Source organism: Rhizobium sp. BR 250 (assembly GCF_047445855.1).
Classification (GTDB): domain Bacteria; phylum Pseudomonadota; class Alphaproteobacteria; order Rhizobiales; family Rhizobiaceae; genus Agrobacterium; species Agrobacterium tumefaciens_I.
Window position 1 is genome coordinate 411,978 of sequence record NZ_JARWKW010000004.1, and the last position, 14,251, is coordinate 426,228.

At 59.8% G+C, this 14,251-nt stretch carries 12 protein-coding genes and 2 pseudogenes; 5 read left to right on the top strand and 9 right to left on the bottom strand.

Going from position 1 to position 14,251, the window contains the following annotated elements; all coding sequences use genetic code 11:
- Positions 1-146: 146 nt before the first annotated feature.
- The 4 genes and pseudogenes from QD336_RS09340 to QD336_RS09355 form a co-directional block, all read right to left on the bottom strand.
- Positions 147-2,096: a methyl-accepting chemotaxis protein gene (locus QD336_RS09340; RefSeq protein ID WP_499170354.1), complete on the bottom strand. Its 1,950-nt coding sequence runs from the start codon at positions 2,094-2,096 to the stop codon at positions 147-149.
- Positions 2,097-2,504: 408 nt separating this feature from the next.
- Positions 2,505-3,707, bottom strand: coding sequence for an MFS transporter (locus QD336_RS09345; RefSeq protein WP_499170355.1), 1,203 nt, complete (start codon positions 3,705-3,707; stop codon positions 2,505-2,507).
- A 2-nt stretch (positions 3,708-3,709) separates the two neighbouring features.
- The gene (locus tag QD336_RS09350) at positions 3,710-4,282 is read right to left on the bottom strand and encodes an NADPH-dependent FMN reductase (protein WP_499170356.1); all 573 of its coding nucleotides are present in this window, start codon (positions 4,280-4,282) and stop codon (positions 3,710-3,712) included.
- Positions 4,283-4,337: 55 nt separating this feature from the next.
- A pseudogene (locus QD336_RS09355) lies at positions 4,338-4,571 on the bottom strand (Wzy-type polysaccharide biosynthesis protein UppW); the annotation flags it as partial.
- A gap of 538 nt (positions 4,572-5,109) precedes the next feature.
- Here QD336_RS09355 and QD336_RS09360 point away from each other — a divergent pair.
- Positions 5,110-6,180 (top strand): GNAT family N-acetyltransferase, encoded by a 1,071-nt coding sequence (locus tag QD336_RS09360; RefSeq protein ID WP_499170357.1) that lies wholly within the window; start codon positions 5,110-5,112, stop codon positions 6,178-6,180.
- A 33-nt stretch (positions 6,181-6,213) separates the two neighbouring features.
- On the opposite strand, the gene uppG is transcribed toward QD336_RS09360, so the two are convergent.
- Together uppG and uppI are read right to left on the bottom strand one after the other, a co-directional pair.
- Positions 6,214-7,293 carry a polysaccharide biosynthesis glycosyltransferase UppG gene (uppG, locus tag QD336_RS09365; RefSeq protein ID WP_499170372.1) on the bottom strand — a complete coding sequence of 360 codons (1,080 nt, stop codon included), beginning with the start codon at positions 7,291-7,293 and terminating at the stop codon, positions 6,214-6,216.
- Between the two features lie 2 nt (positions 7,294-7,295).
- Positions 7,296-8,363: a polysaccharide biosynthesis UDP-hexose transferase UppI gene (uppI, locus tag QD336_RS09370; RefSeq protein WP_269340352.1), complete on the bottom strand. Its 1,068-nt coding sequence runs from the start codon at positions 8,361-8,363 to the stop codon at positions 7,296-7,298.
- A 212-nt stretch (positions 8,364-8,575) separates the two neighbouring features.
- Here uppI and uppH point away from each other — a divergent pair, with 212 nt between their 5' ends.
- The gene (gene uppH / locus QD336_RS09375) at positions 8,576-9,487 is read left to right on the top strand and encodes a polysaccharide biosynthesis endo-1,4-beta-xylanase UppH (RefSeq protein WP_499170359.1); all 912 of its coding nucleotides are present in this window, start codon (positions 8,576-8,578) and stop codon (positions 9,485-9,487) included.
- An 8-nt stretch (positions 9,488-9,495) separates the two neighbouring features.
- Positions 9,496-10,440 (top strand): polysaccharide biosynthesis UDP-hexose transferase UppJ, encoded by a 945-nt coding sequence (gene uppJ, locus QD336_RS09380; RefSeq protein ID WP_499170360.1) that lies wholly within the window; start codon positions 9,496-9,498, stop codon positions 10,438-10,440.
- A 25-nt stretch (positions 10,441-10,465) separates the two neighbouring features.
- Here the strand turns inward: uppJ and QD336_RS09385 are convergent, their stop codons facing one another.
- Both QD336_RS09385 and uppL read right to left on the bottom strand, forming a co-directional pair.
- A complete protein-coding gene (locus tag QD336_RS09385; RefSeq protein ID WP_499170361.1) occupies positions 10,466-10,714 on the bottom strand; it encodes a hypothetical protein in 249 nt (82 codons plus the stop codon).
- 173 nt (positions 10,715-10,887) lie between these two features.
- The gene (gene uppL, locus QD336_RS09390; RefSeq protein ID WP_499170374.1) at positions 10,888-11,688 is read right to left on the bottom strand and encodes a polysaccharide biosynthesis UDP-hexose transferase UppL; all 801 of its coding nucleotides are present in this window, start codon (positions 11,686-11,688) and stop codon (positions 10,888-10,890) included.
- Positions 11,689-11,944: 256 nt separating this feature from the next.
- Between uppL and QD336_RS09395 the strand changes: the two genes are divergently transcribed.
- Positions 11,945-12,154 carry a hypothetical protein gene (locus tag QD336_RS09395; protein WP_003509414.1) on the top strand — a complete coding sequence of 70 codons (210 nt, stop codon included), beginning with the start codon at positions 11,945-11,947 and terminating at the stop codon, positions 12,152-12,154.
- 19 nt (positions 12,155-12,173) lie between these two features.
- On the opposite strand, the gene uppM is transcribed toward QD336_RS09395, so the two are convergent.
- Positions 12,174-13,802 (bottom strand): polysaccharide biosynthesis protein UppM, encoded by a 1,629-nt coding sequence (gene uppM / locus QD336_RS09400; RefSeq protein ID WP_499170363.1) that lies wholly within the window; start codon positions 13,800-13,802, stop codon positions 12,174-12,176.
- Between the two features lie 258 nt (positions 13,803-14,060).
- Between uppM and QD336_RS09405 the strand changes: the two are divergent.
- Positions 14,061-14,251: pseudogene (locus QD336_RS09405) on the top strand (phosphomannomutase); the annotation flags it as partial.

Consider the following 14,251-nt stretch of genomic DNA (forward strand, 5'->3'; position numbering starts at 1 on the left):
GCGCGGCCTGTCCGGCCATCCCCGGCATCGCTCATGCCGCGCAAGACCTCCCTGCGCGGCATTTTTCAGGTAACCGGCGGCGGATGCCCGCCGGTTTCGTCTGTGCCCATCCCCTCAGGGGCAGTGTTTGAGCGCGAGCCCGTCGCTTAAAACTCCTGCCAGTCGCCCTTCGATGTATCGACGGCGGCGTTGCCCGAAAAGGCCGAGGCTATCTTGCGGCCGAGAGCGCGGACGGGAGAGGCCACATATTTGTCGCTGCCGCCGGCGCTGCGGACCGGAGCAGGCTGGCTTTTCGGCTGCTGGGCACCATCGGCGAGCCTGAACTGGGAGAGCAGCTGGTTGAGCGACGCCACTTCCTTGGCAAGGCTGTGGCTTGCGGCATTGGTCTCTTCCACCATGGCCGCGTTTTTCTGCGTGTCCTGGTCCATCTGGTTGACGGCCGTGTTGATCTGCTGCAGGCCGGAGGATTGTTCCTGTGCGGCCTCCACGATCGAAACGACGTGCCGGTTGATCTCCTGCACTTCCGAGACGATGGTCTCCAGCGCCTTGCCGGTGTCGCCCACCAGCTGCACGCCCTGCTGCACCTGATCGTTCGAGGTGGTGATCAGTGCCTTGATCTCCTTGGCGGCATTGGCGGAGCGTTGCGCCAGTTCACGCACCTCCTGCGCCACCACGGCAAAACCCTTGCCGGCCTCACCCGCACGCGCCGCTTCCACACCGGCGTTCAGCGCCAGAAGATTGGTCTGGAAGGCGATCTCGTCGATCACGCCGATGATGTTACTGATTTCATTGGCAGATTTGGAGATCTGCTCCATGGCGACCACGGCACGGCGCACCACGGCGCCGGATTGCTCGGCACCGGCCTTGGCACGGCTGACGATCAGGCCCGCCTCCTGCGCGCGCTTGGTGGAATCGCGCACGGTCGTGGTGATTTCCTCCAGAGCGGCGGCGGTTTCCTCCACCGCGGCAGCCTGCTGCTCGGTGCGCTTGGCCAGATCGTCGGCGGCAGACTTGATCTCATCCGCGCCCGCGCCGATGCCGCCGGCATTCTGGGCAACCCTCGTCAATGCCGCCTGCAGCTTTTCGGCGGACATGTTGAAATCGTTGCGGACGGCATCGAGCGTCGCCGTGAACGGCTGGCCGATGCGATAGGAAACGTCGCCTTCCGAAAGCTTCGAGAGACCGGCTGCGAGATTGTCGACGGCGAATTTGACATCGGCCGCTTCCCTTGTCTTCTGCTGCTCGCGCTCGATGCGGTCTTTTTCCGAGAGGCTGCGATTGGCCTCGGTTTCCTGTTCGAGGCGAATGCGCTCGATGGCATTTTCGCGGAAGACCTGAACGGCTTTCGCCATCTGGCCCACTTCGTCACGGCGCCCCGTGCCGTCGATTTCCGCCGCCGTCTCGCCGCCGGCGAGCGACACCATGCGTTCGCGCAGGCGGGCGATCGGCGTGGTGATGCCGCGGGACGCCACAAAAAGCGCCAGGATGATGCCGATTGCGAAAGCGCCTCCGACGACCACCAGGGAGGTCAGAATGGTCGAATTGGTCTGATCCGTCAGATCGTCACTTCCCTCGATCACACGCTTGGCAAGCTTGTCGAGCAGGGCAGCGATTTCATTCCCGGTCGAACGGATCACCGTATCGGCCTTCAGCAGTTCCGCAGCGGATTCCGGATTGCGGTCGTTCGAACCGAGTTCCACCGCCCTGTCGGTCAAAGCGATAATGCCCTTGGCCTGGCTCAACAGGTTGTCCAGCGCCGCAGCTTCCTCCGGAAAAACGATCTTGACCTGGTTCAGGCGCGATATCAGCGCTTCCTTGTCTGTTTCATATTCGTGCTTGACGATCTTGAAGTCGGGAATCTTGGTGTCATAAGCCATGACCTGATAGGCACCGTAGGCCATGGCCTGCAGGTTGCGGTTTGCCCGGGACAGTTCCACGATAGCGGCATTATCGCTGGCGATAAAAAACGAATAGTCCGTATCCGCCTGCTTGTAATGGATGGACATGAAAGCGGTGGCGCCAAGGCCGACGATGCAGAGCGGCAGGATAAGCGACAGGATTTTGGTGCGGATGCTGGCATTTTGAAGGAAGGACACGGAAAAACCTCAGGTCAATGAAAATACCGCTCCTTCCCCGTGCCGGAGGTGTTCGGCAAGACTGATCATCGCACGTCGAACACCCCGATCATCAAGGCTTCGCCAGCCGCTTCATCGGCCCTGCCACATTGCGTCATGCAAGCGCCGAAGAAAGACACCTGCCCTTCAAACAAGGACAGGCCGTTCCCTTCGTGGCGTGGCGACCCCATCAGCAAGCCGAGGCGCCAGGCCGCATATTGAGCCGGTTCATGGCTCCAATTTGCTGTTCCATAAAATGATTATAGTTAAAAACCTTAACATTTCCTCACACGCTGGCACGCGCAAAAATTGAAAATGCAAATGACTGTAGAATCATTTGCATTTTCCTCGCCATCTGGCCGCCGGCAAGCGGATGGCGTTTTGTTCATGTCATTCCCCCGGGGCGAAACGCCGCCGTTTTCGCACGACGAGCCATCGCTGCGTGACTGCGGAAATCATCGCAACGCCCGCCATGACGGCGAATATCACGGCGATATCGCGATAGGCGGTAGAGAAACCAAACCGGGCAATCCAGGGCTGGCTTGCCAGCGGCGAGATGAAATGCCCGAGAAACATCGAAGCGGTGACGATGCCGGCGATACGCCCGCGCAACCGCAGCGGCGCCAGCATGATGGTCGTGGACATGATACCCGGCATCACCAGGCCGAGACCAAGGCCCACCACCGCAAGTGCCGACAGCATGGACCAAAGCCCGCCAGCCATGGCAAGCAGCGCAAAGCCGGTCGCCATGAGCACCAGCCCGGCGGCGATGATGGCCGTCACACCGGCCCTCGCCCGCAATCGCCCAAAGTTGAGCGCCGCCAATGCCCCCGCCAGGTTGAAAATGCCGATGGCATATCCGGCGATGCTGCCGGAAAACAGTCCACGCTCGCGCAGGAAAAACGGCAATTGCGAGGGAATGGTGTAAAACAGGGCGTTGACGAGAAATACCGCCAGCGCCAGCACAGCCACCAGAAGCCAGTTGACCGCAAAGGCCTGTTCGCCGCCGGCTTTGCTTCGGCTGTCGTTCCTTGCCGGCTCCGTCAAGAACAGCAGGGCAGCCGGCAGAATAAGCAGGGCGGCGGCATAGACCGCGAAGGGCGCGCGCCAGTGCAGATCCGCCAGCAAACCACCCGCCACGACAAAAACGACACCGCCGATCTGGGTAAAAGCCTGTTGCAGGCCGAGATAGCGCTCCCGCACCGGCCCCTCGAAATAATCGCCCACCAGCGCCGTGCCGATCGTCATGATCGCACCGATCGCCAGCCCCAGAAAGGCACGGCCGACGAGCAGGCCGGCCAGAGTGTCGGCAAAAAGACCGGACATGCCGGAAAGGCTGTAAAACAGGATCGCGCCGAGCAGCAGCCGCTTGCGGCCAAAACGATCCGCCAGCATGCCGGCAAGGGGCGCACACAGGGCCACGAAAACCGAAGGCAGCGTCAGCACCATGCGGCTCATGATCTCCACATGCGGTGTGGACAGGAACGTCTGCTCGATGGCCGGCAGCGACGGCGCGACCGTGGTGCCGGCCATGATGGTGAGCGTGGCAACGAACAGCAGCGTGATTTTCAACGCCGGGGATTTGTCGGTCATGCTCACGCCTCCCTGTAAGGCGTTGCGGACCGCGCCTGCTTGAGCGCATGCGCCCACCAGCCGAGCTTGTTCATCATCGTTTCCAGCGCCCCCGCCGCCGCCGCTCCGGCATCGAACTGCCCCGCTGTATCGAGACGGTCCCAGGGATTGGCGAAGCTGACGACATCGCGGATCGTCACCGCATGCAGTTCGGCAAAGACCGGACGAAGCTGCTCGGTGGCCCGCAGGCCTCCCGAAATCCCGCCATAGGACACGAAAGCCACCGGTTTTGCGCCCCATTCGTCATAGGCGGAATCGATCAGCACCTTCAGCGCACCGGGATAACTGCGGTTATATTCCGGGGTGACGACGATGAATGCATCGGCGTCATTAAGACTTTTACGAAGCTGGCGCACCGAAGCGCGTTCAGGCGTGTGGCCCTGCGGCAGATCGAGTTCGCGCGGGTCGATGACCGCAAGCTCCAGCCCCGGCAGGGCCTCGAGCCGCCCAAGCAGCCATTTGCCGATGACATCGCAGAAACGCGGATTACGGGCACTGCCAAATATGATGCGGATGGAAAGTGTTTTATCGCTCATGGAACGTCCTTCAACAGTGTTCCATTCCCTGATAATTCCTCAACTATAGTTGAGGTCAATGGTGCCGGGCAAAAAAACTGCAAGCGGCCGGGGAAACCTGCGGCCGCACGGGTTTTGCGGCCATGCCCGCATCGCCGCCGGCCCGGCCCGCATCCCGCTCCGCCTCGTCTTCCACGAGGCTGGCATTCGCCTGCAGATGCAGGCCCATCACCGCAACGACAAGGAAGAACCAGACAAAACCGGTGCTGAGAAAGAATATCGTTTCCAGAAAACCGAAGAGCAGCACGTGAGGAGCGCGAGTATAGGGAGAGAAGCCGCCCGCATTGAAACGCGTGCTTCGTATATTCGACAATGCGAATATCCCGCGCAAATCCTATTTTTGGTTATCCATGATGCACGGGGAAATAGCGCGGCGATTGTGCGATTTTCCTCGGGAAATCGGAACCCGGAGACAAAGGACAACGCGGCCGCTTTTAGCGGTCAAGCTTCAAAACCCCAAAAAATGCCTACAAAAAATGCCCCATATTTCATCCATCGGTTGCTTACTTAAATATATTTTGTTAACCTCAAATAGTGCCGTGACCTTCAATTAACACACTGATATAAAGCATATTTATCTTTTATCGGATATTTCATACCCAACCGGATTACGGGTTTTATATCTATATTAAGACATTGAAATATACGCTGCCTATGGTTGATTTTGTCAATGCGCAAAAAGGTGGGGGCCGACGGTGGACGTTCCGATACACACCCATATGAACGATGGCGACAGCGGTCACTTGACACAACGCCCGGTTCAAATCGGTGTGTCCGGTGTCCGTCCCATGCGCAGGGACGACGTCCCGGCTGTCGAAGCCGTGCTCAACAGCGCTTTCAAGAAGACCGGGCACGAACGGAACTTCGATTTCCGCTCCTATATCGAAAAACTGTTTTTCGGCAGCCCCGCCTTCAGTCCGGAAAACGGCAGCGTTGTCTATGATGCGGGGGAAAACGACGTCACCAGCGTCATTCTCGCCGTGCCCATGCGCTTCATCGCGAATGAAAAAACGCTGACCGCAAGGCTGCTCTGCGCCTTCGCATCGGACGGCAAACGCGGCGCGCTCGGCGCGGCGCGCCTGTCCCGCGGCATGCGGGCCTCAAAACACGACATGTTGTTCTCGGACACGGCTTCACCCGTCAGCGCCGATCACTGGGTGGCGACCGGCGGCAACATGTTGCCGATCGAAAGCCTGCAATGGCACAAGGCGCTCAAGCCCTTCTGCACCATCGCACTGCGCATGCCGCGCCGTTCCAAACTGGCCAAAACCACGCTCGCGCTCGCCGCGCTCGGATTTGTAGATGGAATCCTGCGACGGTGGAAAAAGGGCCTGAGACCGCAGGAAGTCGCCGGCGCCAGGGTAAGAACGGTGGATTTCGAAACCTTCCGCCGCCAGGCGCTCACGATGATCGAGCGTTTTTCCATTCGCCCGGAATGGTCTTACGAGGAGTTTCACTGGCTGATCGAGATGAGCAGAACCAATGACAGCCTTGGTGAACTGAAGAGCCTCGCAATCGAGAATGCCGAAGGCCACATCATGGGGGCTGCGCTGTTTTTCGGCCAGCCGGGACGAACCGCCTATGTGCTCAATCTCGCCTGCGATGCCGGTCGCGAAAACGATGTCCTCAACACCCTGTTCTGCCATTTCGATGACGAGAACTATGCCCACATTACCGGCATGTCGCAGCCGTTTCTGATAAATGCGCTATACCGCCAGAACCACATGAGCTTCCGCCATGACGGATATTTCTGCATGGCCACCCGTGATGAAGCCCTGAGGGAAAAGGCGCTGGCCGGCGATATCTATATTGGCGGGCTGTGCTCGGAAAGCTGGAGCAAGCTCATCACCGACTATTGAGGCGCCCCCGGCATCGGGACAGGTGAAGCACCCTCAAGCCTTATTAAAACGCCCGACATTGGCCGAAATCAGATGGCGCAGCGCCTTCGCGTAACGTTTGGAGCGCGTCTTGGCCGCCAGCGCGCTTGTCCAGTCCACCATCGATCCGTTGATATCGAAATCGCCGAGCTGGCCTTCGGGAATATCGCCCTTCTCGATGCGCTCGACGATGGAGGCAAGCGCGGCATAAAATTCCGGCGAACGATAGGGCGGGTGCAGCGAATACATGCCCTTGCCCGTGCCGAGAAAATCGAGCCGGTAAACGCCGGTGCGCATCATGTTGGTGCTCAGCACCTCCTCGGCGGGCATGGAGACCGGCTGCTGGTTATAGGCATAGGAGCGGATGCGCCGTTTGACATCCGGCCTGAGCAGTTCCAGCGAGCCGATCCGCTTGGCGAAACGTTCCATGTCGATCATGAAAAGCCGGGTGGAAACGGTGGCGAAACGCCAGGTGGGAATACGCGACGGCAGCTTGCGCGGCGCGGGGATATTCTTCACGCCCGGCATGCCGACATGACGGGAAATATCGAGATCGCCGCGCACTGTCGGCGGCCCGGAAAAGGGCGTGATGCACAGCGCATCCGGATTGGCCTTCTGCAGCGCAATCGCCTCGCTGAACCAGTTCTGGCTGCCGCCGCCGAACATCATGTCGCTGTCCATGTGCAGCACATAACGGGCATTGGCGCGTTTCAGCCCATAAAAATAGACGTGGAATGGCCCGCCGTCGAAAGCCTTGGCGGGATAGGGGATCGGCGAGCGCGAAAAGAAGGTCTGCGTCACCGCAGCCCGCGCCGCATCGCTGTAATCGACGATATCCACATGCAGATGCGGATAGTTGGTCTGCATTTCGTCCAGCATGTCGAAGAGGCGCTGACGGGCAGAATCGAAACCATTGCCCTTGTAACGGCCGGCCCCGACCTGGCCGGTATCGACCGTCAGGAGAATGCGGTCCACCTGCCCGCCCCAGACCCTGAGCTGATGCGGCAGGGTCAGGGCCGCATGCGGAGCATCGAAGGGATGGAGATTGATTTGCAGCGCCTTTTGCACGGGAGGAAGCGGCATTTCAGCATTCATAGTCATGCACCACGGTTCCGGAATTCATTGATGACGGCCATCATGGGTTTTTCGTTGAAACTCCAGTCGAGTGGCAGCGGCCGGTTGGCCGTTCCGTCCCGGCGCGGATAGGCCCAGCGGATCCAGCTATATTGGTCCGAAATGCCCCATGTGGTGATGGAGGAAAGCGGGCCACCTGCGGAAGCCGCTTCAAGAAACTCGCGGACCTGGCCGGTGATCAGCATGTCGCGCTCGGCCTCCGGTGTGGGCAGCGTCTGGTCCATCACATCCAGCTCCGTCACCAGAATGGCAAGACCGTAACTGCGCATTTCCGTGGTGAAGGCGGCAAGCTCGTCCTTGGCGATCGGCCAGCCGCCGCGCAAATGCCCCTGCAGGCCGATGGCGTTGATCGGCGCGCCCTTTTCGAGCAGTTCGAGGATGAGGTTGCGGAAGGCCGCGCGTTTGGCCGGCGATTTTTCAGCGGCAAATTCCACATCATATTCGTTGAGCACGAGCTGCGCCTTGGGATCGACCGCATGGGCGATGTCGAAAGCCCTCTTGATGGCATCGGGCCCGGCGCCATAATACCAGGCATCGCGCCGCGCACGCACATTGGCAGGCACGTCGGGGATCGGTTCGTTGACCACGTCCCAACTATGGATCACGTCCTTATAACGCTCCATCACCTTGACGATGTGGTTTTCCATCAGCTTCTCAGCCTTCGCGCCGCTGATGCTGGCAAGCCATGGCGCGTTGGAGGCGTACCAGATCAGCGGATGGCCATGCATGGAAAGCTTGTGCTGGCGCGCGAAGTTGGCAAGCGCATCGGCAGCGGCGAAATCGAACACCTCCGCCGAAGGCCGCATGACCTCCCATTTCATCTCGGTGACCGGGGTGATGCGCGAACAATATTTCACCACCGCCTCGCCGATACGGCTGTCGGCGTTGAGGTCCGGCAGGTAGACCGCCGCGCCATATGGGGCGGTTTTGATCGTGGCTTTCTTCTGCGCGGCAAAGGCCGGGCCGGCCACGGCATGCAACAGGCCAGCGCTTGCCGCACCACCCAGAAAATTCCGCCGCCCGATCCGCATCAACCCGCCTCCGCAACCCCAGCGCATCGGCATCCGAAGGGATACACCGCGCTCTTATTCTCAAAACATAACATTCCAATCATGCCAAAAGGATATTAAAGATTTGCAAGGTTAACCGACGCTATACCACGTCATAATTGGTGAGGCTCGCTTAATGCGGTAGTAACTTCACTGTGAGAATGCTTGGCCCGCCCCTCATGGAGTTGAAAAGCTTGGTCTCCGTTTCGATTGTCATTCCCGTTCGCAATGGCGAGCGTTACATCGTGGAAGCGATCGAAAGCGTGTTGCTGCAGGGCGAGACCATCCGCGAAGTGCTGGTGGTCGACGACGGCTCCACCGATACCACTGCGCAGAAGGTGGAAGGTTTTTCCGACCCCCGTGTCAAATTGCTGGCCCGGCCGCAGGGGCGGCAGGGCGTTTCCGCCGTGCGCAATTTCGGCCTGTCACAGGCGCGCGGCGAGTGGACGATGTTTCTCGATGCCGACGACCGCTTGAGACCCGGCGCCATCGCAGCGCTTTGTGCCGGCATTTCCGGCCCGGATGTCGTCGCCGTCTATGGCGATTATGAGCGCATCGATGAAAACGGCATCAAGATCGGCCGGCGCAACCTCATCCGCCGCCGGGAAAAGCCGGATGGTTTCATTCTCCAGCCGCTGCTCGGCGGAAACTTCATCGTCAATGGCGGCATCATGCTCGTCAGAACCCGCATCTTTCAGGATTTCGGCGGTTTCGACGAGACGTTACGTTATGCGGAAGACTGGTATGGCTGGTGCCGGCTCGCCGCAGCCGGCCGTTTTGCCTATCTGCCCGGCTGCCATGTGCTCGATTACCGGGTGCACAGGTCGAGCGTGATGATGAACAGGCTTTTGACCTTCCGCGATTGCGAACCGGCCATCGAAGCCGTGTTTTCCGATCCCGCCATCGTCGCCGCCATTTCCCCGCAGGAACTGAGGCGGCTTCGCCGCCGGTCCGAGAACCACATGAATGCCTATACCGTGGCGCAGGCCTTCCGCGCCCGCCGCTACCGCGAGGCCTTTTCGGCGCTTGCCGATACCTTCCTCAACCGCCCGCGCCAGTGCCTCAGGGCCGTCGTTTTTTCCGCCGCCGCGCTTGCCGGAATTTAGGAGTTTCCATGTCCGAGATCATGCCGGAAGCGGTGGTGTGCATTCCAAGTTTCCGCCGGCCGGAAGGCCTGCAAAAAACGCTTGCATCGCTCGCAGCCCAGAAGGTCGATTTTCCCTTCGCCGTCGTCGTGGTCGATAATGATGGCGCAGGCCAGCAGGGCCTTGCCGTCGCGCGCGCATTTTTTGCCGAAAGCGGCGTGGCCGGTCAGGCGCTGGTGGAGCCGACGCAGGGCAATTGTTACGCCATCAATACGGCCTTCCGCACCGCCCGGCAGAACTATCCTTCGGCTGAGTGGTTCCTGATGATCGATGACGACGAGGCCGCCTCCCCCGTCTGGCTTGCCGAAATGGTGTCGGCGGCAAAATCCTTCGGCGTCGATATCGTCGGCGGACCGGTCAACCGCGAATTCGACGCACCGGCTTCGAAGGCGGTTCTGTCGCATCCGCTGTTCGGCTCCATCAAAGCACCGACCGGCCTTGTCGAGCAAATCCATGGATCAGGCAATTGCCTGATCTCGCGGCGGGTGTTTCAAACCCTGCCGAAACCGGAATTCGACGTACGCTTCAACTTCCTCGGCGGCGGCGACATGGATTTCTTCACCCGCTGCCGCAAGGCCGGCTTCAAATTCGCCTGGAATGCGCGCGCCCTCATCATCGAATATGTGCCGGAAAGCCGCATGGCACCGCGCTGGATCATGGAGCGCTCGCTCCGCACCGGCATCATCAATTACAGCATCGACCGCGCCCGCCGCCCCGGCCTGAAGGGCGGGCTGCTGCTCACCGCCAAAAACGCCGTCAGCCTCGGCCTTTCGCTCGTCCGCGCCGTTTCCGCCTTCATCAGGACCGGCGCGCTGCTGCCCGCCACACATCCGCCGCTCATGTCCATCGGCCGCGTGATGGCGAGCCTCGGCATCACGCTCACGCCCTACAAGGCGCCGGCGAAAAAGGCCTGAACGCAAGCCGGCCCGGCCGATCCCTTCAGCCCAGGGTCTTTTCCCGGCCGAGCGACATCGTATTCATATGTCGTTTCTGGAAACCGAACGACGAAAAAGCCGCCGCCAGAATGAGAAGCGGCACAAGTACCGGCCAGAAGAAACAAAGGACAATGCCGGCCACCCGGTAAAGATCCCAATTCTTGTCGCGGCGGGCACCTTCGATATAGGTCATGGCGAGAGAGGTTACGGTGCCAATTCCATATATGAAAAGAGAAATGGACGTAATCACCATTGGTATCCCCAATAAATAGGATTCGAATAAATTTATAATATTTGCGCAGTGTAGCGCCGTTGTTCGCAGTTGCAACGAATTTCAGCGGCAAAGCGCATTCATTCAATAAGTTAGGGGAAACTCAAGTAGCAGCGATGCGCGGACATATGCCGCATGCGGGGCGCGCGGCGGTCTTACCGGCCCTGTCCCGAAGCCCCGAAACGGTGCTTCAGCAGTGAATATATGGCGATAGGATTGGTCAGCAGGTAGCGTTTTCCAAGACGCCTCGGCTCGAGCATCGCGCGATAGAGCCATTCCAGCCCCATATCCTGCATCCATTGCGGCGCCCGGCTGTTCTTGCCGGCAAGGAAATCGAAAAGGCCGCCGCAGGTCTTGATGACCGCGATGCCGGAAAGCCCGTCCAGACTGCGCGAGACGAAACGCTGCTCCAGCGGAATACCGAAGCCGACCCAGAGAATGTCCGTTTTGGATGCGACGATATCGGCAAGGATCTCCTCCCCGCGGCCCTGGCTGAAATAACCGTTATGCCGGCCCGAAAATACGAGACGCGGATAGAGCCTCTGCATTTCCTCGACCGCCGCGCGATTCACCTCTTCGGAACCGCCGAGAAAATAAAACCGGCTGCCCGTTTCTTCGGCCCTTTTCGCCACCGCGTGAACGAGATCGGTCGTCGCGACCCGCTCCCTCAGCGCCCTCTTGCAGAATTTGCGCGAAAAAATCACCATGGACATGCCGTCGGCGTGAATCTGGTCCGCCTGCCGCAGCATGGCGTCGAATTCCTTGTCGTGATGGCAGAGCGCGATGACCTGACCGTTCGCCGATGTCGAATAAAACGGCCTTGCACCGGCCGCACGCGCCTTCGTCGCACGCCGGATGAAATCCTGCGCCGTCTCATCGATGGTCACGTCGGCGATGGGTAAAGCCGCAAGCGGAACGATCGGCCAGGCCTGACCCAGCCCCTCCGCATCCGGCATCTCTCTCCCTGTCATGATCTGTCCGGCGTCCAAGATAGGCATCGTTTCATTGTTATGGTCACGCATAGGATTAGGGTATAAGGCTTCAAACACTACGAAGAACTATTATTAATATTTTTATAAATCCGCAGCTTGAGGCAGGTAATTCGCACGCCTGAAGGTTGCGCGTCTCCCCATTCCCTTCGCCGCCTATTCCGGTTTGCCAGCCGATGGGCTAAGGGGACGGCGACAGCAAATCACGGAAAAGGTCCCGGCCATGGAAACAATCTCGATCGACAATCGCGGCGATTTCGGCCTCTGGGCGATAGAACGGGCAAAGGAAATCGTCGCCAACGAAGCCTCCGATCTCGCCATTTCGGTTCGCGACGGCGACGAAGCCGGCATTCGCGATGCCGGCAATGCGCTGGGCGCCGCCATCGCCGCCGCCCTGCTCGAGGTTTATGACGGCCTGATTTCAGAAGAATAGGCTCGGCGGACGGCCGCTCTCAGGCGTAACGCGCTGCGGCCTCCGCATGATCGTCCCGGCGCAGATATCCCCAGAGACCGAGCGCCACGGCGATGCCGAGACCAAGCAACAGACCGCCCATGCCGCCGGCGATCAGGAAGGTTAGCTTGCCCGGCGGCCAGCTTCTGGAATTGGGCGCGACCGGCTGCGAAATCACCCGCACATTGGTGGAATCGATCGATTGCTGTTCGGCAAGCTGGCGCGAGCGTGTCAGGTAGGTCTCGTAGATCGCCGCCGCCGAGCGGGCGTCGCGCTCCAGATCGCGCAGGCGCACTTGCGCCTCATTGTCGGTAAAGACATTGGCGCGCTCCGCCACGGCCTTCAGCCGCAGCGCATCGAGTGACGAACGCGCCTCCGCGACATTGATCTTGGCCGCCTGCAGAATACGCCGCGCCTCGTCCGCCATGCCGCGTTCCAGCATTGCCCGCTCCGCGCCTGCTGTCGCAAGACGCGGATGGCGCGCGCCATAAGTCAGTGTCATCGCGCCGATCTGCTGCTGCAAGGTGCTGTATTGGGCGCGGATGGTGTTCATCGTCTGGCTGTCGAAGATGGCGTCGCTCTGCGTGCGGTTCTGGGCAATCGCCGCATCCATCTGCTTCAGGCGCGATTCCTCCTGAATGACCCGCTGCTGCGCCGCCAGCACCTGCGCATTCAGCTCGCCGGAGGCGAGGTTGCTGACGAGCTGGCCGTTATTTTCCTGCAGACCGTTCTCGCGGCGGAAATCGGCCACACGCTTTTCGGCGGCGGTCACATTCTCACGCATTTCCTCGAGCCGCTTCTTGAGATCGTCGACGACGCGCTGGCTGCTGTCGGAATTTGTCTGGAACAGCTCACTTTCGAAGGCCTTCACGATGGCCTTGGAGACCGTCACCGATTTTTCGGCATCATTGGTCCAGACTGAAAGCGTCACCACGAAGGAGCGCGGATCACGTTCCGCCGCCACCCGGTCGCCAAGCGAGCGGAGCGCACCGACGCGGTTGTCGCCATCATCAGGTTTTGATGAAAACATGGCCTTCAGCCGGGCAAGCGGCGGTGGGCTGATGAATTCAGGATCCTGGTCGAGCTTCAGCTCGTCCACCACCCGCGCCAGCACGTTGCGCGAGGTGATGGTGCGCAGCTTGCTTTCCACCTCGAGAATTTGCGTATCCCGTTGCTGGTTGGGTGAAAACACCCCGTCATTGACCACATTGAGGTTGGAGGGGTTAACGACGATATCCGTATAGGCCTTGTAACGCGGCGGCGTCATATAGGCATAGGTAAGCGCGGCGGCGACACAGAGAACGATCGCCAGCACAATCCAGACGATGCCCCTGCGAAGCCAGGAGAGCACATCGTCCACACCGATCCTGTCGATATATTGAAGGCCGGGCAGCGCAGACGCCAGACCGCCACCCGCCGGGACCGCCTTCAGCGGCCTTTCGGCCGGGGCCGGCTCGGCAGCGGCCACAGCGGGCTTCGGCTCAAGATGTTCCTTCAGCACCGTACGCTCGAAAACCTCGTCCTCATCCGCCAGATCATCCAGCAGCGAGCCATGGGTTTTCACGGCGGGCGCGGTTTTTTCATCGAGCGGACGTGCCTGCTTATGTCCCGCCTTTTGAAGCCTGTACATCAGCCAATCCAACTCGAACGAACCACAAAAAGGCCGGCAACGTAGGATTTCCATCGTCGCCAGAGCCGCTATCGACGGACAAGTTTAAATATGACGGGTGAATTTTAGGTTACCCGCATCATTTCCGTCATCATCGCCTATTCGCGGCCGCCTTGAAAGGACAGATTGACTTGAATGGATCGATACAGTTCTTTCAACCGTTATATTTTCACATTATCGATTTGCACCTCAAAAGAATTTATGGAAACGGAGTTTGGTATGAGCCTGAAATTCGGAACAAGTGGCCTTCGCGGCCTCTCCGTCGATCTGAAGGGACAAGCCTCCGCCATTTATGCCACGGCATTTGCAAGGCACCTTCTCACATCGGGTCAGGCAAAAATGGGTGATCCCATTCTCATCGGCCGCGATTTTCGCGATTCGAGCCCGGATGTTTCAGCCACCTGCATCGC